Here is a 21,121-nt window from a genome sequence, read left to right as displayed (position 1 = left end):
TTGCCGCTAGTTGCCGATCACGGCGGGGTGACGATGCCGTCGGGGCTGGCCAGAAAAGAAAACTCGTGAGTAACCTGTTCGCACTCAGCTCGTTGCACCTGGTTGACGCGGGTTCTCGGGGCCCGGAGGCCCACACTCGCCGCCGACGTGGGGTGGCATGGGTGTGGCAGCGGGCGCAATGACGCGGAACAGCTCCTGGAGGTGCGATGGGTGCCGAGGTGGTCATCGAAGGTCTGACGAAGTCCTTCGGTAAGCAGGCCATCTGGCGGGACGTCACGTTGACGCTGCCTCCGGGCGAGGTGTCGGCGATGCTCGGCCCGTCGGGAACCGGTAAGTCGGTGTTCCTCAAGTCGATGATCGGGCTGCTCAAGCCGGATCGCGGCCGCTGCGTGATCAACGGGGTGGACATCGTCACCTGCTCCGAGCACAAGCTCTACGAGATCCGGAAGCTCTTCGGCGTCCTCTTCCAGGACGGCGCGCTGTTCGGCTCGATGAACCTCTACGACAACGTCGCGTTCCCGCTGCGGGAGCACACGAAGAAGTCCGAGACCGAGATCCGGCAGATCGTCCGCGAGAAGCTCGAGATGACCGGTCTCGCCGGCGCCGACAAGAAGCTGCCGGGCGAGATCTCGGGCGGCATGCGCAAGCGCGCCGGCCTGGCCCGCGCGCTCGTGCTGGACCCCGAGATCATTCTCGTCGACGAGCCGGACTCCGGCCTCGACCCGGTCCGCACCACCTACATCTCGCAGCTGTTCCTCGACGTCAACGCGCAGATCGACGCGACGTTCCTGATCGTCACGCACAACATCAACCTGGCCCGGACCGTGCCGGACAACCTGGGCATGCTCTTCCGCAAGGAACTGGTCATGTTCGGCCCGCGCGAGGTGCTGCTGACCAGCGAAGAGCCGGTCGTCAAGCAGTTCCTCAACGGCAAGATGCAGGGTCCGATCGGCATGTCCGAGGAGAAGGACTCCGCGCAGATGGCCGCCGAGCAGGCGATGTTCGACGCCGGGCACCACGCGGGCGGCGTCGAGGACGTCACCGGCGTGCCGCCGCAGATGCAGACGACGCCGGGGGTGCCGACCCGGATGGGCGCGGTCCGCCGCAAGGACCGGGTCATGGAGATCATGCACCGGCTGCCGGACGCCGCGCAGCAGAGCATCATCGCCTCGCTGAGCCCCGAGGAGCAGCGCCACTACCGCGTCAGCCCGCGGCAGGTGGCGCAGGCCCAGCAGCAGCAACAGCAGCAGGTCCCGGCCGGCGCGCGCCAGGGTGACGGCGTCCCGAACCAGCACCACGGCCAGCTGCCCGCCGACCAGGTCGCCCGGATTCCCGGCGGCCAGCAGCCGAGACCCGGTGGCTCGCACCGGATGCCCCCGCCGCCGAACAACGGGCCAGGTGGCAGGTGAGCTCTCCCGCTTCACAGGCGAAGATCCCCGGGGTCGGCATCCTCCGCGAAACCGGGAACCTGTTCGCCCTCGGCCTCGACATCGTTCGTGGCATCTTCCAGCGCCCGTTCCAGCTGCGGGAGTTCATCCAGCAGGCCTGGTTCATCGCGAGCGTGACGATCCTGCCGACGGCTCTCGTGGCCATCCCCTTCGGCGCGGTCATCTCGCTGCAGTTCGGTTCGCTCGCCCGCCAGCTGGGCGCGCAGTCCTACACCGGCGCGGGCTCCGTGCTCGCCACCGTGCAGCAGGCCAGCCCGCTGGTCACCGCGCTGCTGGTGGCGGGCGCGGGCGGCTCGGCCGTCTGCGCCGACATCGGCGCCCGGACCATCCGCGAAGAGATCGCCGCGATGGAGGTGCTGGGCGTCTCCGCCGTGCAGCGGCTGATCGTCCCGCGCACCCTCGCGATGATGCTCGTCGCGCTGCTGCTCAACGGCATGGTCAGCGTCATCGGCGTGCTGGGCGGCTACTTCTTCAACGTCGTGCTGCAGGGCGGGACGCCGGGTGCGTACCTGGCGAGCTTCTCCGCCCTGGCCCAGCTGCCCGACCTGTGGGTCGGTGAACTGAAGGCGCTGATCTTCGGGTTCATCGCCGCCGTCGTCGCGTCCTACCGGGGTCTCAACCCCACCGGCGGCCCCAAGGGCGTCGGGGACGCGGTGAACCAGTCGGTGGTCATCACGTTCCTCATGCTGTTCGTCGTGAACTTCGTGATCACCCTGATCTACCTGCAGATCGTGCCCGGAAAGCTGGACTAGCGCCATGACGTTCCTTGCACGCGCGAAAACCGTCGCCAACCGACCCCTCCAGACGCTGGACACCTTGGGTGACCAGATGTCGTTCTACGGCCGTGCGTTGCTGTGGACGCCGCGGACCCTGCGCCGCTACACCAAGGAAGTCCTCCGGCTGCTGGCCGAGGTGAGCTTCGGTTCCGGCTCGCTGGCGGTCATCGGCGGCACGGTCGGGGTGATGGTCGGCCTGACGCTGTTCACCGGTGTCCTCGTCGGCCTCCAGGGCTACTCGGCGCTGAACTCGATCGGGACGTCGGCCTTCACCGGCTTCCTGACGGCGTTCTTCAACACCCGCGAGATCGCGCCGCTGGTCGCCGGCCTCGCCTTGAGCGCGACGGTCGGCGCCGGGTTCACCGCGCAGCTCGGCGCGATGCGGATCTCCGAGGAGATCGACGCGCTCGAGGTGATGGGCGTGCCGAGCCTGCCGTACCTGGTGACGACCCGGATCATCGCCGGGTTCGTCGCGGTCATCCCGCTCTACATCATCGGCCTGCTGAGCTCGTACCTCGCGTCGAGACTGGTCGTGATCTACATCTACAACCAGTCGGCCGGTACCTACGACCACTACTTCGACCTGTTCCTGCCACCGCAGGACGTGCTCTATTCGTTCATCAAGGTGCTGCTCTTCAGCGTCCTGATCATCCTGTCGCACTGCTACTTCGGGTACCGGGCCACCGGTGGCCCGGCCGGTGTCGGCGTGGCGGTGGGCAAGGCGGTCCGGCTCTCGATCGTCACGGTCTCGATCATGAACTTCTTCATCGGCTTCGCCATCTGGGGAACCGACGTCACGGTAAGGATCGCGGGATGACCACGTTGCGACGCAGGCTGCTGGGCCTGCTGCTGGTCGCCGTGATGGTCGGCGGCGTGGCGCTCTCCATCGCGCTCTACGACAAGGCCTTCACCTCGTTCGTCACGGTGAAGCTGCAGGCCGACAAGATCGGCAACCAGCTGATCCAGCAGTCCGACGTCAAGGTCCGCGGGCTCATCGTCGGCTCGGTGAAGGACATCTCGGCCACCGGCAATGGCGCGGAGCTGACGCTCGCGCTGAACCCGGAGTCGGCGAAGCTGATCCCGGAGAACGTCTCGGCGCGGTTCCTGCCGAAGACGCTCTTCGGTGAGCGCTTCGTCTCGCTGGAGATCCCGGCCAAGCCGTCGTCGAAGACGCTGACGAACGGCGACGTGATCCCGCAGGACCGGACGTCGAGCGCGATCGAGCTGGAGCAGGCGTTCGCGCACCTGATGCCGGTGCTGCAGGCGGTCCAGCCGCAGAAGCTGTCGGCGACGCTCACCGCGATCTCGACCGCGCTGTCCGGCCGCGGCGACCAGCTCGGCGACACGCTGACGCAGCTGGGCAGCTACATCGGCGAGCTGAACCCGCACGAGCCGGAGCTGCAGCACAACCTCAAGGCGCTCGCGGAGTTCTCCGACCACCTCAAGGACTCGGCGCCGGACCTGGTGCAGAGCCTCGACAACCTGAGCACGACCACCCGCACGGTGGTCGACCAGCAGCAGAACCTGTCGAACCTCTACGGCACCCTGACCCAGGCTTCCGTGGACCTGCAGACGTTCCTGCAGAACAACAAGGACAACATCATCTCCCTCGCCTCGACCGCCCGGCCGACGGCCGAGCTGCTGGCGAAGTACGCGCCGGAGTACCCCTGCGTGATCTCCCAGATGGCCAAGAACGTCCCGCTGATCGACCAGGCGCTGGGCAAGGGCACCGACCAGCCCGGCCTGCACGCGACGATCGAGGTCGTCGTGCCGCGCGCGCCGTACGAAGCGGGCAAGGAAGAGCCGCGGTTCGACGACAAGCGCGGCCCACGCTGCTACGACTCGGACAAGCTGCCGAACCCGTTCCCCTCGGAGCCGCCGGACGGCGCCTTCCAGGACGGCACGAAGCACCAGACCGCGCCGAAAACCGTCGGTGAAGGGCTCAACCCGGCCAACTTCAAGGCCGACGCCACCGGCAGCAACGGCTCCGGCGGCGACCTGGCGTACTCGACGGCGGAGCAGGGCTTCCTGGCCGACCTCCTCGGCCCGCAGCTCGGCATGAACGCCGCGGACGTCCCCAGCTGGAGCGCGCTGCTCGTCGGCCCGCTGTACCGGGGCGCGGAGGTGACGGTCAAGTGAGGGGACTGCTCGCACCGCTGATCAAGCTCGGGGTCTTCGTGGTCGTCACCGTGCTGTTCACGACGATCCTCGGGATCAGCATCGCCAACATCAACACGACCAGCACCAACGCCTACAAGGCGCGCTTCACCGACGCGACGCTCCTGCTGCCCAACGACGACGTCCGCATCGCCGGCGTCCGGGTCGGGCAGGTCAAGGACGTCAAGATCGTCGACAAGCGCCAGGCCGAGGTCGAGTTCGAGGTCGACGCCGGCCGGCAGCTGCCGGCCGGGGTGACCGCGCAGATCAAGTTCCGCAACCTGGTCGGCCAGCGCTACGTCTCGCTCGGCGAGGGGGCCGACACCTCCGGCAAGGCGCTCGGCCCCGGCGGCACCATCCCGCTGGAGCGGACCCAGCCGGCGCTGGACCTGACCGAGCTGTTCAACGGCTTCAAGCCGCTGTTCACCGCGCTCAACCCGGACGACGTCAACAAGCTGTCCTACGAGGTCATCCAGGTCCTGCAGGGCGAGGGCGGCACCGTGGAGAGCCTGCTGTCGCACACCGCGTCGCTGGCCACCACGATCGCCGACAAGGACCAGGTCATCGGCCAGGTCATCGACAACCTCAACTCGGTGCTCGACACGGTCAACGCGCACACCCCGCAGCTCAACGACCTGATCGTGAAGCTGCAGCAGCTGGTGTCCGGGCTGGCCGCGGACCGCAAGCCGATCGGCGACGCGATCGAGAGCCTCGGCAACCTGGCGCAGACGACGTCCGGCCTGCTCGGCGAGGTCCGCGAACCGCTGAAGAACGACATCAGCGCGCTGGGCACGCTGACCGGCAAGCTCAACAAGAACGAGCCGGAGCTGGAGCACTTCATCCAGTTCCTGCCGGAGAAGGTCAGCACGCTGACCCGCACCGCGGACTACGGCTCCTGGTTCAACTTCTACGCCTGCGAGTTCTCCGGGAGCGTCAGCTTGCCGCCACTGATCAACAACGTCCCGATCCCGCTGGTGCCGCTCAACCGGGCGAGGTGCACGGGATGAAGTCCTTCCAGAAGCGCAACCCCGTCCCGATCGCGCTGGTCGGCATCGCCGTCCTGGCGCTGGCGTTCATCGCCGCGCTGAACTCCGAGGACCTGCCGGTGATCGGCGGCGGCACGACCTACACCGCCGAGTTCAGCGAGGCTTCCGGGCTGCAGACCGACAACGACGTCCGGATCGCCGGCGTCAAGGTCGGCAAGGTCAGCGACATCGCGCTCGACGGCGCGTCGGTGAAGGTCTCGTTCAAGGTCAAGGACGCCTGGCTGGGCGACCGGACGAGCGCCGCGATCAAGATCAAGACGCTGCTCGGGCAGAAGTACCTGTCGCTGGACCCGCAGGGTGAGGGCGCGCTGAACCCGGGCGCGGCCATCCCGCGGGACCGCACGATGGCCCCCTACGACGTCCTCGACGCGTTCCGCGGGCTCTCGCAGACCGTCGACGACATCGACACGAAGCAGCTGGCGCAGAGCTTCGACACCATCTCGGGGACCTTCGCCAACACGCCGCAGGACGTGAAGGGCGCGCTGTCGGGGCTGTCGAAGCTGTCCGACACGATCGCTTCGCGCGACAGCCAGCTGTCGAACCTGCTGGCCAACACCCGCGAGGTGTCTCAGACGCTGGTCGACCGCGACGCCGAGGTGCAGAAGCTGCTCACCGACGGCAACGCGCTGCTCGGCGAGCTGGCCAAGCGCGAAGACGCGATCACCTCGCTGCTGAACGGCTCCCGCGAGCTGGCGACGCAGCTGCAGGGCCTGATCGACGACAACGGCAAGCAGCTGGACCCGGTGCTCACCCAGCTCGACCAGCTGACGTCGATGCTGCAGCGCAACCAGGACGCGCTGGGCCAGGGCATCGCGAAGTTCGCGCCGTTCATCCGCGTCTTCACCAACACCATCGGCAACGGCCGCTGGTTCGACAACTACATCTGCGGCCTGGTGCTGCCGTCGTTCGGTCCGCTCAACGAAGAGGGGTGCTACACGAAATGAGTGACACCCGCTTCGGCCAGTCCCTGACCCGGGCCTTCACCATCGCGATCGTCCTCGCGCTCGTCGTCGCCGGCGGGATCTGGTGGACGCTCAAGGACGCCGGCCGCAACCACCTGACCGCGTACTTCGCCGGCACCGTCGGCCTGTACGAGGGCAACAGCGTGCGAATGCTCGGCGTCGACATGGGCACGGTCACCAAGATCCAGCCCATGGGCAACCAGGTGAAGGTCGACTTCGAGTACGACCGCTCGGTCGCCGTCCCGGCCGACGCCAAGGCGCTGATCGTGGCGCCGTCGCTGGTGTCGGACCGCTACGTCCAGCTGGCCCCGGCCTACACCGGCGGCCCGCGGATCTCCGACGGCGCCGTCATCGGCCTCGACCGCACCGAGGTGCCCCTCGAGGTCGACCAGCTCGCCGCCAGCCTGGCCAAGGTCAGCGAGACCCTCGGCCCCAACGGCGTCAACAAGCAGGGGTCGCTGTCGAACCTGCTGAACACCGCGGCGGCCAACGTCGACGGCAACGGCCAGGCCCTGCACGACACGATCACCAAGCTCGGCCAGGCGGCCGGCACGCTGGCCGGCAACAAGGACGACCTGTTCTCCACGGTCGAGAACCTCGGCAAGTTCTCGCAGTCGCTGGCCGACTCCGACAGCCAGGTCCGCAACTTCGAGGGCCAGCTCGCCGACGTCAGCGGCTACCTGGCGTCCGAAAAGGACAACCTGGCCGCGACCGTGCAGCAGCTGGGCACCACGCTCACCTCGGTGCAGGCGTTCATCGACCAGAACCACGACCGGCTCAAGTCCAATGTGGACAAGCTGGCCGGCATCACCAACGTGCTCGTCGACCAGCGCAGCTCACTCGCCGAGATCCTCGACGTCGCGCCGGTCGGCCTGAGCAACCTGGTCAACACCTACAACGGCGCGGCCGGCACGCTCGACGCCCGGCCGAACCTCAACGAGCTGACCCAGCCGCCGCTGGTGATGATCTGCCGGCTGCTCAAGCAGGTCGGCACCAACAGCATCCCGGACGTGCTCGGCAACGCCTGCGAGAACATCGCCGGCGTGGTCGACAAGGTGATCCCGCTGCCGTCCCTGGCGCAGACCCTGCAGGCCCTGCAGTCCGGTCAGCTGCCGCCCTTGCCGCTGCCCATCGCCGGGCAGCTCTTCGGAGGTGGCCAGTGAAGAAGCTGCTGACCGTCGGAGCGCTGGTGACGGCGTCCGCGCTGGTGCTCACCGGCTGCTCCTTCAAGGGCATCTACGACCTGCCGCTGCCCGGCGGCGCCGACCTCGGCGACCACCCGTACACGGTGAACGTCGAGTTCCGGGACGTCCTCGACCTGACGCCGAAGGCGGGCGTGAAGGTCAACGAGGTGCCGATCGGGCAGGTCGAGAACGTCGGCCTCACCAAGGACGGCTGGCACGCGCTGGTGACGCTCAAGGTCAACGGCGACGTCAAGCTGCCGGCCAACGCGCTGGCCAACGTGAAGCAGTCCAGCCTGCTCGGCGAGAAGTACGTCGAGCTGGCCTCGCCGGGTGACGACCAGGCCCAGGGCAAGCTCGCCGACAACGCGACGATCCCGCTGGCCCGGACGAACCGCAGCGTCGAGGTCGAAGAGCTGCTCGGCGCGCTGTCCCTGCTGCTCAACGGCGGTGGCGTCGACCAGCTCAACACCATCACCAAGGAGCTCAACAACGCCACGTCGGGCCGCGAGCCGGACATCAAGGCGCTGCTGGACAACGCGAACCTGCTGGTCACCAACCTGGACAACCAGTCGAAGAACATCACCCGCGCCCTCGACGGGCTGAACCGGCTCTCCTCGACGCTCAACGACCAGAAGGACAAGCTGGTCGGCGCGGTCGACAACCTCGGGCCCGGCCTCGGCGTGCTCGAGTCGCAGCGCGGCCAGCTCGTCACGATGCTCAACGCGTTGAACAACCTCTCCGGCGTGGCCACCGAGACGGTGAACGCGTCGCAGAAGGACCTCGTCGCCGACCTGAAGGCGTTGACGCCGACGCTGCAGAAGCTCGGCGAGGCGGGCAACGACCTGCCGAAGGCGCTGCAGATCCTGCTGACGTTCCCGTTCAGCGACCAGGCCGTCAACGGCGTCAAGGGCGACTACTTCAACCTGTACGCCAAGGTGGACCTGAACCTGCAGAACATCGTCAGCAACCTGGGCAACAGCCGGCAGAACATCCTGAACGGGCAGCTTCCGCTCCCGGGCCTGACCGGTGGCGTCGAGGGCACGCCCGCCAACCAGCCGCCGCCGCTGCCGATCCCCGGCGAAAGCGGTCAGTCGGGTCAACCCGGGAAGTCGTCCGGCCTGTCCGGGCTCTTCGGTCTCCTGTCGGGAGGTAACGGCTGATGCTGGTGCGCAGGACGAGGTTCCAGCTGGTCGCGTTCGCGATCATCTCGATCGCCGCGATCGTGTACGCGCTGATCCGGTTCGCCGGGCTCGGCACGGTGTTCGGCAACAGCGGCTACACGGTGAAGCTCGAGCTCAACGAGTCGGGCGGCATCTTCACCAACGCGGAGGTCACCTACCGCGGCTTCAACGTCGGGCGAGTGGGGGAGCTGCGGCTCACCCAGACCGGCCTGGAGGCGGATCTCGACATCGACCCGTCGGCGCCGCAGGTCCCCGCGGACCTCGACGCCGTCGTCGCCAACCGCTCGGCCGTCGGTGAGCAGTACGTCGACCTGCGGCCTAAGGGCGACAAGGGGCCGTACCTCGCGGCCGGCTCGGTCATCCCGGCCGGCAAGACGACCACTCCGGTCAGCACCGACCGGCTGATCGGCGACCTCGACTCGCTCGCGGCGTCGGTCCCGGTCGACTCGCTGCGCACGGTCGTCGACGAGTCCTACGACGCGTTCCAGGGCACCGGCGGCGACCTGCAGAAGCTGCTCGACACCGCGCGCAGCTTCACCACGACGGCGCAGCAGTACCTGCCGCAGACGATCCAGCTGCTCGACGCCGGTGGCCAGGTGCTCGACACGCAGAACGACGAGGCGGCGAACTTCGCGTCGTTCAGCAAGAGCCTCAACGAGCTCACCGGCACCCTGAAGAACTCCGACGGCGACCTGCGCAAGCTCATCGGCATCACGCCGCAGGTGGCGTCGCAGATCAGCCAGGTGCTGGCCGAGTCCGGCCCGGGCCTGGGCGCGCTGACGGCGAACCTGCTCACCACGGCCAACCTGACCGTGACCCGGCTGGACGGCATCGAGCAGGGCCTGGTGACGTACCCGGCGCTGGCCGGCGCGGCCAGCAGCGTCGCGCCGGGTGACGGCACCGCGCACCTCGGGCTGGTGCTCAACCTCTTCAACCCGCCGGCCTGCACCAAGGGCTACATCCCGTACCAGCAGTACCGCACGGGGGCCGACCTTTCGGCGAAGCCGGCGAAGGAAGACGCGTACTGTGCCGAACCGAAGGGCAGCCCGATCAACGTGCGCGGCGCGCAGAACGCGCCGTACAACGGGGTGCCGGTCGCGCCGAGCAACAGCGACGTCGCGGCGAACGCGAACCGGCCGGCCGACGAGCTGGCCGAGGAGCGGAACACGCGGGGCGTGCCCGGCATCATCGGCAGCCCCGGCGTCAGCCTCAACAGCCTGGGTTCGCTGCTCGGGCTCGCCTGACGCGGACTTGATGACCGTTACCTACCCTGGAGTGTTATGAGTTCGGACGAGCGGGCCGCCGTCGCGGTGGCGGAGCCCGAAGAGGAAGCCGGGGCGTCTTCGGCGGCGTCGTCGCCGAACGAGTCCTCCTCGCGGATCCTGGTGCTCGGGGCCGCGGCGCTGGCCCTGGCCGCGCTGATCGCCGCCGCGCTCTTCGGGATCCAGTGGTGGGCGGCCGCGTCCGACTCCAACGCCGGGCTGGCCGCCTCGCGCGAAGCCGTCGTCAAGGCGGGCACCAACGCGCTGAAGGCCTACACCGAGGTCGACTACCAGGATCTGGACGGCTTCTTCGCCCGGCAGAAGTCCGTCTCGGACGCCACGATGTCGCAGCAGATCGACCAGTCGGCGCCGACGTTCCGCAAGGCCCTCTCGGACGCCAAGACCAAAGTCACCACGGACGTCCAGGACATCGCCGTCGAGGAGCTCGACGACCACGAAGGCAAGGCCAGCTTCCTCGCCGCGATCGCCACGACCGTCACGCAGGGGGACAAGAGCAGCGCGAAGCCGCTGCGCCTCGAAGTGTCGATGACCCGCGTGGGCGACGACTGGAAGCTGTCCGGCATCGACAGCGTCCCCCTCGTCGCGGCCGGCCAGTAGAGCGTCACCCAGAAGGAGCTTGTAGTGCCCCCCTCCCGCCGCCAGCCGCCCCGCGGCACCCCGCCGGTGCGCCGGCCCCGCGTGGCCGGGCTGCGCAAGCCCTCGACGGACGAGTCGCCCGCCGAGCGGACCGGCCAGCTCCCCGCCGTGCCCGAGTCCGCTTCACCGCCCGCCGAGACGCGCAAGCCGCGGCCGCGCCCGGCACCGCGGCCGGTGCCCCGGCCCGTGGCGAAGCCGGCCGCCGAGGAGCCGTTTGAAGCGCCCGCCGAGCGGATCGACCCGGCGCCCGCCGAGGACACCGCCGTGTTCGCCGCGATCGGCACCGACGAGGACCCGAAGGTCGACGCGCTCACGGGTGAGCCGGCAGCTCCCGCGGACACGGACGTCGAGGCCGAGCCGGTCCGGCCGGCGCCGCGGCGGAAGAAGCGCGACACCGGGATCGCGAAGCCGACCGAGGTCGACGAGGTCCCCGAGGAGTCCGCCGACCAGCCGGCGGGGCTCGCGACGTCCCGCGCGCAGCGGCCGTACCTCGTGGCCGGTGCGCTGGTGCTCGTCGCGCTGATCCTGGGCGGGCTGGCGTTCTTCTTCAAGATGGAAGAGGTCCAGGTCTCGAACGCGACCAGCAACACCGCGCTGCTGGACGTCGCGAAGACCGCGCAGGTGAAGGACGCCGTCTCGAAGGCGGCCGAGTCCCTGTTCTCCTACGACTTCAACAACATCAAGAAGACCGAGGACGCGGCGAACGACCTGCTCGCCAACGACGACGTCCGCAACAAGTACAACTCGCTGATGGGCGAGGTGAAGCGGCTCGCGCCGGCCCAGAAGATGATCGTCACGTGCAAGGTCACCCGGGCCGCGGTGATCATGCTCAACGACGACCTGGCGAAGGTGATGGTCTTCGTCGACCAGACCTCGACCCGCACCGACACCAAGAAGACGACCGCCGGCACCGCCCAGCTCCACCTGAACGCCCAGCTCCAGGGCGACAAGTGGAAGATCACGGACATGGACACGTACAACGCGCCCAAGGTCCCGGCCGCGACCGCGGCGCCGTCGTCGTCGGCCCCGGCTTCGCCGCCCGCTTCGCCGTCCCCGACCAAGTAGGCCGCCGGGCGACGGGCGCTGCCGCTCGTCGATCCCGGGGCGCCGGCGGTGCGCAGCGGGCGGTAGTCCCGCCGCTACGGTGGGCCGATGGGATTCGAGCAGGCGCACGCCAGCCTCGTCGGCCTAGCGGTCGGTGACGCCTTCGGTGCGCAGATCCTCCTGCCCGGCGACCACCCGGACGTCGCCGGCCGGCGGCTGCCGGCCGCGCCGTGGACCTGGACCGACGACACCGAGATGGCGTGTTCGATCGTCGCCGTCCTGGCGCGGCACGGCCACCTCGACCAGGACGCCCTCGCCGCCTCGTTCGCCGAGCACTTCGACCCCGGCCGCGGCTACGGCCCCGGCGCGGAGTGGCGCCTGACCCGGATCAAGGCCGGGCAGCCGTGGCCGGAGGTCGCGGAGCGGGACGGCCGCGGCTCCTGGGGCAACGGCGGCGCGATGCGCGTGGCCCCGCTGGGCGCGTGGTTCTGCGACCAGCTGCCGCAGGCGCTGCGCCAGGCCGAGCTGTCCGCGGTGGTCACGCACTCGCACTTCGAAGGCGTCGCGGGCGCGGTGGCCGTCGCGGCGGCGGCCGCGCTGCGGGCCGCGTCGCCCGGACTGGCCGGCGCGGACCTGCTGGACGAGGTGATCCCGCTGGTCCCGCCCGGCCGGGTGCGCGACGGGCTGACGTGGGCCCTGAAGTTTTCCGACGCCCGCGAGGCGGCCGCCAAGCTGGGCACGGGCCGCGAGACGGCCGCGCACGACACGGTCCCGCTGGCGCTGTGGATCGCGGCCCGCTTCGGCGACAACTTCACCGACGCCCTCTGGACGGCGGCCCAGGTGGCCGAGGACGTCGACACGGTGTCGGCCATCGTGGGCGGCGTCCTGGCCGCGGACGGGACGCCGATCCCGGACCAGTGGCTCGAGGCGTGCGAGCCGCTGCCGGAGTGGGTCGGCCTCACCGGCCGGCCCTGAGCGGCTAGCCCCGGCTGACGGCACTCGGCGCCCCCGAAGAGCCGACGCGGGTCCGGCTGACCGGCCGGGTCCGAGCGCCCGGCACGACCGGTCGACGGCCCCGGAGGACCGGTGGGCGAGCTGTGACCCGACCGAGTCACTCCGCTCGCCCCGCCGGACCCGTCTCGGCGGCCCTCGGCGCCCCCGCCACCGACGACGGCGGCCGACCGGACCACCGAGCCCCGCGGAGGCGCCGGGAAGCCCCGGGAAGAGCCCGGACGGGCCGGGGCGCGCGGGACTCCTGGTGCGGGTGTGACGTCGCCCCCGCAGGGCGTCAACCGCTCACGCAAACCGCCGCGACACGCCACCGATGGCGGAACCCGAGGCCGTCCGAAGTGGTCCGGAACACCGGCCGCACGGCGTGAGAACCCGGCAAACCCGCAGGTCCAGCGGACAGTGGTGGCGCTACTGGCCGGTAGCTGGGAGGATACTCGGCCGCTCACGCTCCGCAGACCTACTTCCACGCTGCGCCAACCGGCGGGACCCCCGTGTGGCATCTTGACTCTCGCGCCCGGTGGGTTCACGCTTACTCCCGACGGCGAAACCGGCAGCCCTTGCGGGAGGGACGACCGGGTCGCCTGGAGGCATACCTGAAGACGTCGCGAAGCAGGCTGGGCCCCATCCGGAGCGCCCCCTGGACAGACCGTGACGTTCGGGCTAGACTGCCTCTTTGCGCTGCCCTCTTTCAGGCTGCCCGGAGCCGGTAGTTAGGATAGTGGGCACACGGCACCCTTGACAGTCGCTCATAGCTGTTGCTATGGCGGCCGTCACCGCTCATGTCCCCGGAAGGACGCATCTTGGCAGTCTCTCCCGCGAACCAGGCCACTGCTGCGACCACCTCGGCTGAATCTCGCTCGGAGTCAGCGCACGCCTGGGGAATCCCCGGCGCGCCCAAGCGGGTTTCCTTCGCAAAGATTCGCGAACCGCTCAACACCCCCAACCTGCTCGACGTCCAGATCCAGTCGTTCCAGTGGTTCACCGGGGACGTAGCGTGGTTCGAACGCCGTGTCGAAGAAGGTGAAGAAAACCCGGTCGGCGGCCTCGAAGAGGTCCTCAACGAGATCTCCCCGATCGAGGACTTCTCCGGCTCGATGTCCCTGTCCTTCTCCGCTCCGCGCTTCGACGAGGTCAAGGCCTCGATCGAGGAGTGCAAGGACAAGGACATGACGTACGCGGCCCCGCTGTTCGTCACGGCGGAGTTCGTCAACAACAACACGGGCGAGATCAAGAGCCAGACGGTCTTCCTGGGCGACTTCCCGGTGATGACCGACAAGGGCACCTTCATCATCAACGGCACCGAGCGTGTCGTCGTGTCCCAGCTGGTCCGCTCGCCGGGCGTCTACTACTCGAAGGACGTCGACAAGACGACCGACAAGGACGTCTTCAGCGTCCGCGTGATCCCGAGCCGCGGCGCGTGGCTCGAGTTCGACGTCGACAAGCGCGACACCGTCGGCGTCCGGATCGACCGCAAGCGCCGCCAGCCGGTCACCGTGCTGCTGAAGGCGCTCGGCTGGACCACCGAGGCGATCCGCGAGCGCTTCTCCTTCTCGGAGACGCTGCTGGCGACCCTCGAGAAGGACCACACGGCCGGCACCGACGAGGCCCTGCTCGACATCTACCGCAAGCTGCGCCCGGGCGAGCCGCCCACGAAGGAGAGCGCGCAGACCCTGCTGGAGAACCTGTTCTTCAAGGCGAAGCGCTACGACCTGGCCAAGGTCGGCCGGTACAAGGTCAACAAGAAGCTCGGCCTGTCGACGCCGTACGACACGGGGACGCTGACCGAAGAGGACATCGTCACCACCATCGAGTACCTGGTCCGGCTGCACGCCGGCGAGGACCGGATGGACGCCGACAACGGCACCGAGATCCCGGTCGAGACCGACGACATCGACCACTTCGGCAACCGTCGCCTGCGCACCGTCGGCGAGCTGATCCAGAACCAGATCCGGGTCGGCCTGTCGCGCACCGAGCGAGTCGTGCGTGAGCGCATGACCACGCAGGACGTCGAGGCGATCACCCCGCAGACCCTGATCAACATCCGCCCGATCGGCGCGGCGATCAAGGAGTTCTTCGGCACCTCGCAGCTGTCGCAGTTCATGGACCAGAACAACCCGCTGTCGGGCCTGACGCACAAGCGTCGTCTGTCGGCCCTCGGCCCGGGTGGTCTGTCCCGTGAGCGCGCCGGCATGGAGGTCCGGGACGTCCACCCGTCGCACTACGGCCGGATGTGCCCGATCGAGACGCCGGAAGGCCCGAACATCGGCCTGATCGGCTCGCTCTGCTCCTACGCGCGGGTCAACCCGTTCGGCTTCATCGAGACGCCATACCGCAAGGTCGTCGAGGGCCGGGTCACCGACCAGGTCGACTACCTGACCGCGGACGAGGAGGACCGGTACGTCAAGGCGCAGGCCAACGCACCGATCACCGACGACGGCACCTACGTCGAAGACCGGGTCATGGCGCGCCGCAAGGGCGGCGAGGTCGAGCTGATCGACCCGCTCGACATCGACTACATGGACGTCTCGCCGCGGCAGATGGTCTCGGTCGCGACGGCGATGATCCCGTTCCTCGAGCACGACGACGCGAACCGCGCCCTGATGGGTGCGAACATGCAGCGCCAGGCCGTGCCGCTGCTCCGCAACCAGGCGCCGTACGTCGGCACCGGGGTGGAGCTGCGTGCCGCGGTCGACGCCGGTGACGTGCTCGTCGCCGAGCAGTCGGGTGTCATCGAGGAGCTCTCGGCGGACCTGATCACGATCATGCACGACGACGGCACGCGGAAGAGCTACGGACTGTACAAGTTCCGCCGCTCGAACCACGGCACCTGCTTCAACCACCGCCCGATCGTCAACGAGGGCGACCGGGTCGAGCAGGGTCAGGTCATCGCCGACGGCCCGTCCACCGAGAACGGTGAGATGGCGCTCGGCAAGAACCTGCTCGTCGCGGTGATGCCGTGGGAGGGCCACAACTACGAGGACGCGATCATCCTCTCGGAGCGCCTGGTGCAGGACGACGTGCTCACGTCGATCCACATCGAGGAGCACGAGATCGACGCCCGCGACACCAAGCTGGGCGCCGAGGAGATCACCCGGGACATCCCGAACGTCTCGGAGGAGGTCCTGGCCGACCTCGACGAGCGCGGCATCATCCGGATCGGTGCCGAGGTCCGCGACGGCGACATCCTCGTCGGCAAGGTCACGCCGAAGGGCGAGACCGAGCTGACGCCGGAAGAGCGCCTGCTCCGCGCGATCTTCGGCGAGAAGGCCCGCGAAGTCCGCGACACCTCGCTGAAGGTGCCGCACGGCGAGACCGGCAAGGTCATCGGCATCCGCGTGTTCTCGCGCGAGGACGACGACGAGCTGCCCCCGGGCGTCAACGAGCTGGTCCGCGTCTACGTGGCCCAGAAGCGCAAGATCCAGCCGGGCGACAAGCTCGCCGGGCGCCACGGCAACAAGGGCGTCATCGGCAAGATCCTGCCGGCCGAGGACATGCCGTTCATGGAGGACGGCACGCCCGTCGACATCATCCTGAACACGCACGGTGTGCCGCGACGGATGAACATCGGCCAGATCCTCGAGTTGCACCTGGGCTGGCTGGCCTCGCAGGGCTGGGAGATCAAGGGCAACCCCGACTGGGCGAAGAACCTCAACGAGGAGCTCTACGACGTCGCGCCCGGCACGAACACCGCGACCCCGGTGTTCGACGGCGCGAAGGAAGAGGAGCTCACCGGGCTGCTCGGGGCGACCAAGCCGAACCGCGACGGCGAGCGCATGGTCAAGGAGAACGGCAAGGCCACGCTGCTCGACGGCCGGTCCGGCGAGCCGTACCCGTACCCGGTCGCCGTCGGCTACATGTACATCCTGAAGCTGCACCACCTGGTCGACGACAAGATCCACGCCCGCTCCACCGGTCCGTACTCGATGATCACGCAGCAGCCGCTGGGTGGTAAGGCGCAGTTCGGTGGCCAGCGCTTCGGTGAGATGGAGTGCTGGGCGATGCAGGCGTACGGCGCTGCCTACACGCTGCAGGAGCTGCTGACGATCAAGTCGGACGACGTGGTCGGCCGCGTCAAGGTGTACGAGGCCATCGTCAAGGGGGAGAACATCCCCGAGCCGGGTATCCCGGAGTCGTTCAAGGTGCTCCTCAAGGAGCTCCAGTCGCTGTGCCTGAACGTCGAGGTGCTCTCCAGCGACGGTGCGGCCATCGAGATGCGCGACTCCGACGACGAGGACCTTGAGCGCGCGGCGGCGAACCTCGGCATCAACCTGTCCCGCAACGAGTCGCCCTCGGTGGACGACGTCGTGCACTGATCGCGAGCTGAGCTGGGACCTGCCTCCCGCGGGTCCCAGCTCGCCCGCCAACCCCTCTAGTCGACTGGGATATCTGGGGAGCGACCCCCAGACCCCCGAAATACCCCAAGGGGATGCAAAGACGTGCTGGACGTCAATTTCTTCGATGAGCTCCGCATCGGCCTTGCCACCGCTGACGACATCCGCCAGTGGTCCTTCGGTGAGGTGAAGAAGCCGGAGACCATCAACTACCGCACGCTCAAGCCCGAGAAGGACGGCCTCTTCTGCGAGAAGATCTTCGGTCCGACCCGGGACTGGGAGTGCTACTGCGGCAAGTACAAGCGCGTCCGCTTCAAGGGCATCATCTGTGAGCGCTGCGGCGTCGAGGTGACCCGCGCCAAGGTGCGCCGCGAGCGGATGGGCCACATCGAGCTGGCCGCGCCGGTGACCCACATCTGGTACTTCAAGGGTGTTCCGTCCCGCCTGGGCTACCTGCTGGACCTGGCGCCGAAGGACCTCGAAAAGATCATCTACTTCGCTGCTTACGTCATCACGGGCGTGAACACGGAGCTGCGCCACAACGACCTGCCGACCCTCGAGAACGAGATCGGCGTCGAGCGCAAGAACCTCGAGACCAAGCGTGACGCGGACATCGAGATCCGCGCGCAGAAGCTGGAAGCCGACCTGGCCGAGCTGGAGGCGGAGGGCGCCAAGTCCGACGTCCGCCGCAAGGTCAAGGAGGGCGGCGAGCGCGAGATGCGCCAGCTGCGTGACCGCGCCGGTCGCGAGCTGGACCGCCTCGAAGAGGTCTGGACGACCTTCACGAAGCTCGACGTGCGCCAGCTGATCGCCGACGAGCTGCTCTACCGCGAGCTCGTCGACCGCTACGGCGAGTACTTCACCGGCGGCATGGGCGCGGAGGCCATCCAGAAGCTGGCCGCCGAGTTCGACGTCGCGGCCGAAGCCGACAACCTGCGCGACACCATCCGCAACGGCAAGGGGCAGAAGAAGCTCCGCGCGCTGAAGCGGCTCAAGGTCGTCGCGGCCTTCCAGGCCACTGGCAACGACCCCCGCGGCATGGTGCTCGACGCCGTCCCGGTCATCCCGCCGGACCTGCGCCCGATGGTGCAGCTCGACGGTGGCCGGTTCGCGACGTCGGACCTGAACGACCTGTACCGCCGCGTGATCAACCGCAACAACCGTCTCAAGCGGCTGATCGACCTCGGCGCGCCCGAGATCATCGTCAACAACGAGAAGCGGATGCTGCAGGAGGCCGTCGACGCGCTGTTCGACAACGGCCGCCGCGGGCGTCCGGTCACCGGCCCGGGCAACCGGCCGCTGAAGTCGCTGTCCGACCTGCTCAAGGGCAAGCAGGGCCGGTTCCGCCAGAACCTGCTCGGCAAGCGCGTCGACTACTCGGGCCGTTCGGTCATCATCGTCGGGCCGCAGCTGAAGCTGCACCAGTGCGGTCTGCCGAAGGACATGGCGCTCGAGCTGTTCAAGCCGTTCGTCATGAAGCGGCTGGTCGACCTGAACCACGCGCAGAACATCAAGTCCGCCAAGCGGATGGTGGAGCGCTCGCGGCCGCAGGTGTGGGACGTGCTCGAAGAGGTCATCACCGGTCACCCGGTGATGCTGAACCGCGCGCCGACCCTGCACCGCCTCGGCATCCAGGCCTTCGAGCCGCAGCTGGTCGAGGGCAAGGCCATCCAGCTGCACCCGCTGGTCTGCGAAGCGTTCAACGCGGACTTCGACGGTGACCAGATGGCGGTGCACCTGCCGCTGTCGGCCGAGGCGCAGGCCGAGGCCCGGATCCTGATGCTGTCGGCGAACAACATCCTGTCGCCGGCGTCGGGCCGTCCGCTCGCCATGCCGCGGCTGGACATGGTGACGGGCCTGTTCCACCTGACCCGGCTCAACGAGAAGGCCGACGGCGCGGGCGGCGCGTACTCCTCGCCGGCCGAGGCCATCATGGCCTACGACCGCAAGGCGCTGAGCCTGCACGCCCCGATCAAGATCCGCGTCAAGGACCGTCAGCCGGCGAAGGCCGACGAGGCCCGGCTCGCGGAAAAGGGCTGGGAGCCGGGCAAGACCTGGCTGGCCGAGACGACCCTGGGCCGCGTGCTGTTCAACGAGCTGCTGCCGGCGGACTACCCGTTCATCAACGAGCCGATGCCGAAGAAGCGGCAGGCCGCGATCGTGAACGACCTCGCCGAGCGGTACTCGATGACCCAGGTCGCGCAGACCCTGGACCGGCTGAAGGACGCCGGTTTCTACTGGGCGACCCGGTCGGGTGTCACCGTGGCGATCTCCGACGTCCTGGTGCCCGTGGGCAAGAAGGCCATCCTCGACGAGTACGAGGGCAAGGCCTCCCAGGTGGAGAAGCGCTACCAGCGTGGTCAGCTGTCGCACACCGAGCGCAACAACGAGCTCGTCAAGGTGTGGACGCAGGCCACCGAAGAGGTCCACAAGATCATGGAGACGGCGCTGCCGGACGACAATCCGATCGCCATGATCGTGAAGTCGGGCGCGGCGGGCAACATGACGCAGGTCCGGTCGCTGGCCGGCATGCGTGGCCTGGTGTCGAACCCGAAGGGTGAGTACATCCCGCGTCCGATCAAGGCCAACTTCCGTGAAGGCCTGTCGGTGGCGGAGTACTTCATCGCGACGCACGGTGCCCGCAAGGGCCTGGCGGACACGGCGCTGCGCACCGCCGACTCGGGTTACCTGACCCGGCGTCTGGTGGACGTCTCGCAGGACGTCATCGTCCGCGAGACCGACTGCGGCACCACCCGCGGCATCATGATGCCGCTCGGCGAGGACATCGGCGACGGCAAGGTGCTGCGTGACCAGCACGTCGAAACCAGCGTGTACGCGCGGAACCTCGCGACGGACGCGGTGGACGCCAAGGGCAACGTCGTGCTGAACGCCGCGGACGACATCGGCGACCCGGCCATCGACAAGCTGATCTCCAGCGGCATCTCGAAGGTCAAGGTCCGCTCGGTGCTGACCTGCGAGTCGGCCGTCGGCATCTGCGCGACCTGCTACGGCCGCTCGATGGCGACCGGTCTGCTCGTCGACGTCGGCGAGGCCGTGGGTATCGTCGCGGCCCAGTCGATCGGTGAGCCCGGTACGCAGCTGACGATGCGTACGTTCCACCAGGGTGGTGTCGCCGGTGACGACATCACGACCGGTCTGCCCCGTGTCCAGGAGCTGTTCGAGGCCCGGGTCCCGAAGGGCAAGGCGCCGATCGCCGACGTCGATGGCCGTGTGCGCATCGAGGAGAGCGAGCGGTTCTGGAAGATCACGCTGATCCCGGACGACGGCGGCGAAGAGATCGTCTTCGACAAGCTGTCCAAGCGTCAGCGGCTCGCCAACACCCCGAACGGCCCGCTGGGCGACGGTGACCACGTCAACGTCGGGCAGCAGCTGCTCGAGGGCACCCCGGACCCGCACGAGGTCCTGCGCGTGATGGGCCCGCGTGAGGCGCAGATGCACCTCACCGACGAGGTCCAGAAGGTGTACCGGGCCCAGGGTGTGTCGATCCACGACAAGCACATCGAGGTCATCGTCCGGCAGATGCTGCGCCGGGTGACGGTCATCGATTCGGGTGGCACGGACTTCCTGCCGGGCGAGCTGCCCGAGCGGACCAAGTTCGAGGCACGCAACCGCTCGACGGTCTCCGAAGGCGGCGAGCCGGCTTCGGGCCGTCCGGTGCTGATGGGGATCACGAAGGCGTCGCTCACCACGGACTCGTGGCTGTCGGCGGCGTCGTTCCAGGAGACCACGCGCGTCCTGACCGACGCGGCCATCAACGGCCGCTCGGACCGGCTCGTGGGCCTCAAGGAGAACGTGATCATCGGTAAGCTGATCCCGGCCGGTACGGGCATCAACAAGTACCGCAACATCCAGGTGCAGCCGACGGAAGAGGCCCGGGTCGCCGCGTACGCGATCCCGTCCTACGACGACGGCTACTACACCCCGGACGTGTTCGGTACGGGTACCGGTGCCGCGGTCCCGCTGGACGACTACGACTTCGGCCGCGACTTCCGCTGACGAAGCTGATCCACGAGAAGGGCCCCCGCCGGTTTCCGGCGGGGG

At 68.7% G+C, this 21,121-nt stretch carries 14 protein-coding genes; all 14 read left to right on the top strand.

The window, feature by feature from the left end; translation table 11 throughout:
* Nucleotides 1-206: 206 nt before the first annotated feature.
* The 14 genes from ACLJQZ_RS20595 to ACLJQZ_RS20530 all read left to right on the top strand — a co-directional run bounded on the left by ACLJQZ_RS20595 (nucleotide 207) and on the right by ACLJQZ_RS20530 (nucleotide 21,076).
* On the top strand, nucleotides 207-1,409 hold the full coding sequence (locus tag ACLJQZ_RS20595; RefSeq protein ID WP_410621562.1) for an ABC transporter ATP-binding protein: 1,203 nt from the start codon (nucleotides 207-209) through the stop codon (nucleotides 1,407-1,409).
* Nucleotides 1,406-2,200, top strand: a complete 795-nt coding sequence (locus ACLJQZ_RS20590) for an MlaE family ABC transporter permease (protein ID WP_410621561.1) — start codon at nucleotides 1,406-1,408, stop codon at nucleotides 2,198-2,200. The genes ACLJQZ_RS20595 and ACLJQZ_RS20590 overlap by 4 nt, the downstream gene beginning before the upstream one ends.
* A gap of 4 nt (nucleotides 2,201-2,204) precedes the next feature.
* The gene (locus tag ACLJQZ_RS20585) at nucleotides 2,205-3,041 is read left to right on the top strand and encodes an MlaE family ABC transporter permease (protein WP_410621560.1); all 837 of its coding nucleotides are present in this window, start codon (nucleotides 2,205-2,207) and stop codon (nucleotides 3,039-3,041) included.
* Entirely contained in the window at nucleotides 3,038-4,363 is a 1,326-nt protein-coding gene (locus tag ACLJQZ_RS20580; protein WP_410621559.1) for an MCE family protein, read from the top strand. The genes ACLJQZ_RS20585 and ACLJQZ_RS20580 overlap by 4 nt, the downstream gene beginning before the upstream one ends.
* Nucleotides 4,360-5,388, top strand: a complete 1,029-nt coding sequence (locus ACLJQZ_RS20575) for an MCE family protein (RefSeq protein ID WP_410621558.1) — start codon at nucleotides 4,360-4,362, stop codon at nucleotides 5,386-5,388. Before ACLJQZ_RS20580 ends, ACLJQZ_RS20575 begins: the two co-directional genes overlap by 4 nt.
* Nucleotides 5,385-6,371, top strand: coding sequence for an MCE family protein (locus ACLJQZ_RS20570; RefSeq protein WP_410621557.1), 987 nt, complete (start codon nucleotides 5,385-5,387; stop codon nucleotides 6,369-6,371). The genes ACLJQZ_RS20575 and ACLJQZ_RS20570 overlap by 4 nt, the downstream gene beginning before the upstream one ends.
* Entirely contained in the window at nucleotides 6,368-7,552 is a 1,185-nt protein-coding gene (locus ACLJQZ_RS20565) for an MCE family protein (RefSeq protein ID WP_410621556.1), read from the top strand. The genes ACLJQZ_RS20570 and ACLJQZ_RS20565 overlap by 4 nt, the downstream gene beginning before the upstream one ends.
* Nucleotides 7,549-8,733, top strand: coding sequence for an MCE family protein (locus ACLJQZ_RS20560; protein ID WP_410621555.1), 1,185 nt, complete (start codon nucleotides 7,549-7,551; stop codon nucleotides 8,731-8,733). The genes ACLJQZ_RS20565 and ACLJQZ_RS20560 overlap by 4 nt, the downstream gene beginning before the upstream one ends.
* A complete protein-coding gene (locus tag ACLJQZ_RS20555) occupies nucleotides 8,733-9,998 on the top strand; it encodes an MCE family protein (RefSeq protein WP_410621554.1) in 1,266 nt (421 codons plus the stop codon). Before ACLJQZ_RS20560 ends, ACLJQZ_RS20555 begins: the two co-directional genes overlap by 1 nt.
* 36 nt (nucleotides 9,999-10,034) lie before the next feature.
* Entirely contained in the window at nucleotides 10,035-10,634 is a 600-nt protein-coding gene (locus ACLJQZ_RS20550; protein ID WP_247060493.1) for a hypothetical protein, read from the top strand.
* Nucleotides 10,635-10,715: 81 nt separating this feature from the next.
* Nucleotides 10,716-11,738, top strand: a complete 1,023-nt coding sequence (locus tag ACLJQZ_RS20545; RefSeq protein WP_410621812.1) for a hypothetical protein — start codon at nucleotides 10,716-10,718, stop codon at nucleotides 11,736-11,738.
* Between the two features lie 87 nt (nucleotides 11,739-11,825).
* On the top strand, nucleotides 11,826-12,692 hold the full coding sequence (locus tag ACLJQZ_RS20540; RefSeq protein ID WP_410621553.1) for an ADP-ribosylglycohydrolase family protein: 867 nt from the start codon (nucleotides 11,826-11,828) through the stop codon (nucleotides 12,690-12,692).
* An 836-nt stretch (nucleotides 12,693-13,528) separates the two neighbouring features.
* Nucleotides 13,529-17,041, top strand: coding sequence for a DNA-directed RNA polymerase subunit beta (locus ACLJQZ_RS20535; protein WP_410621552.1), 3,513 nt, complete (start codon nucleotides 13,529-13,531; stop codon nucleotides 17,039-17,041).
* A gap of 123 nt (nucleotides 17,042-17,164) precedes the next feature.
* Complete coding sequence (locus ACLJQZ_RS20530) at nucleotides 17,165-21,076, top strand: DNA-directed RNA polymerase subunit beta' (protein ID WP_410621551.1); 3,912 nt, start codon at nucleotides 17,165-17,167, stop codon at nucleotides 21,074-21,076.
* The last annotated feature ends 45 nt before the right edge of the window (nucleotides 21,077-21,121 follow it).

Origin of the sequence: Amycolatopsis sp. cmx-8-4, from assembly GCF_046548675.1 — a bacterium.
GTDB lineage: Bacteria > Actinomycetota > Actinomycetes > Mycobacteriales > Pseudonocardiaceae > Amycolatopsis.
The sequence above is the reverse complement of the archived record's forward strand: the minus strand, read 5'-3'. Positions and strand labels throughout refer to the sequence as shown.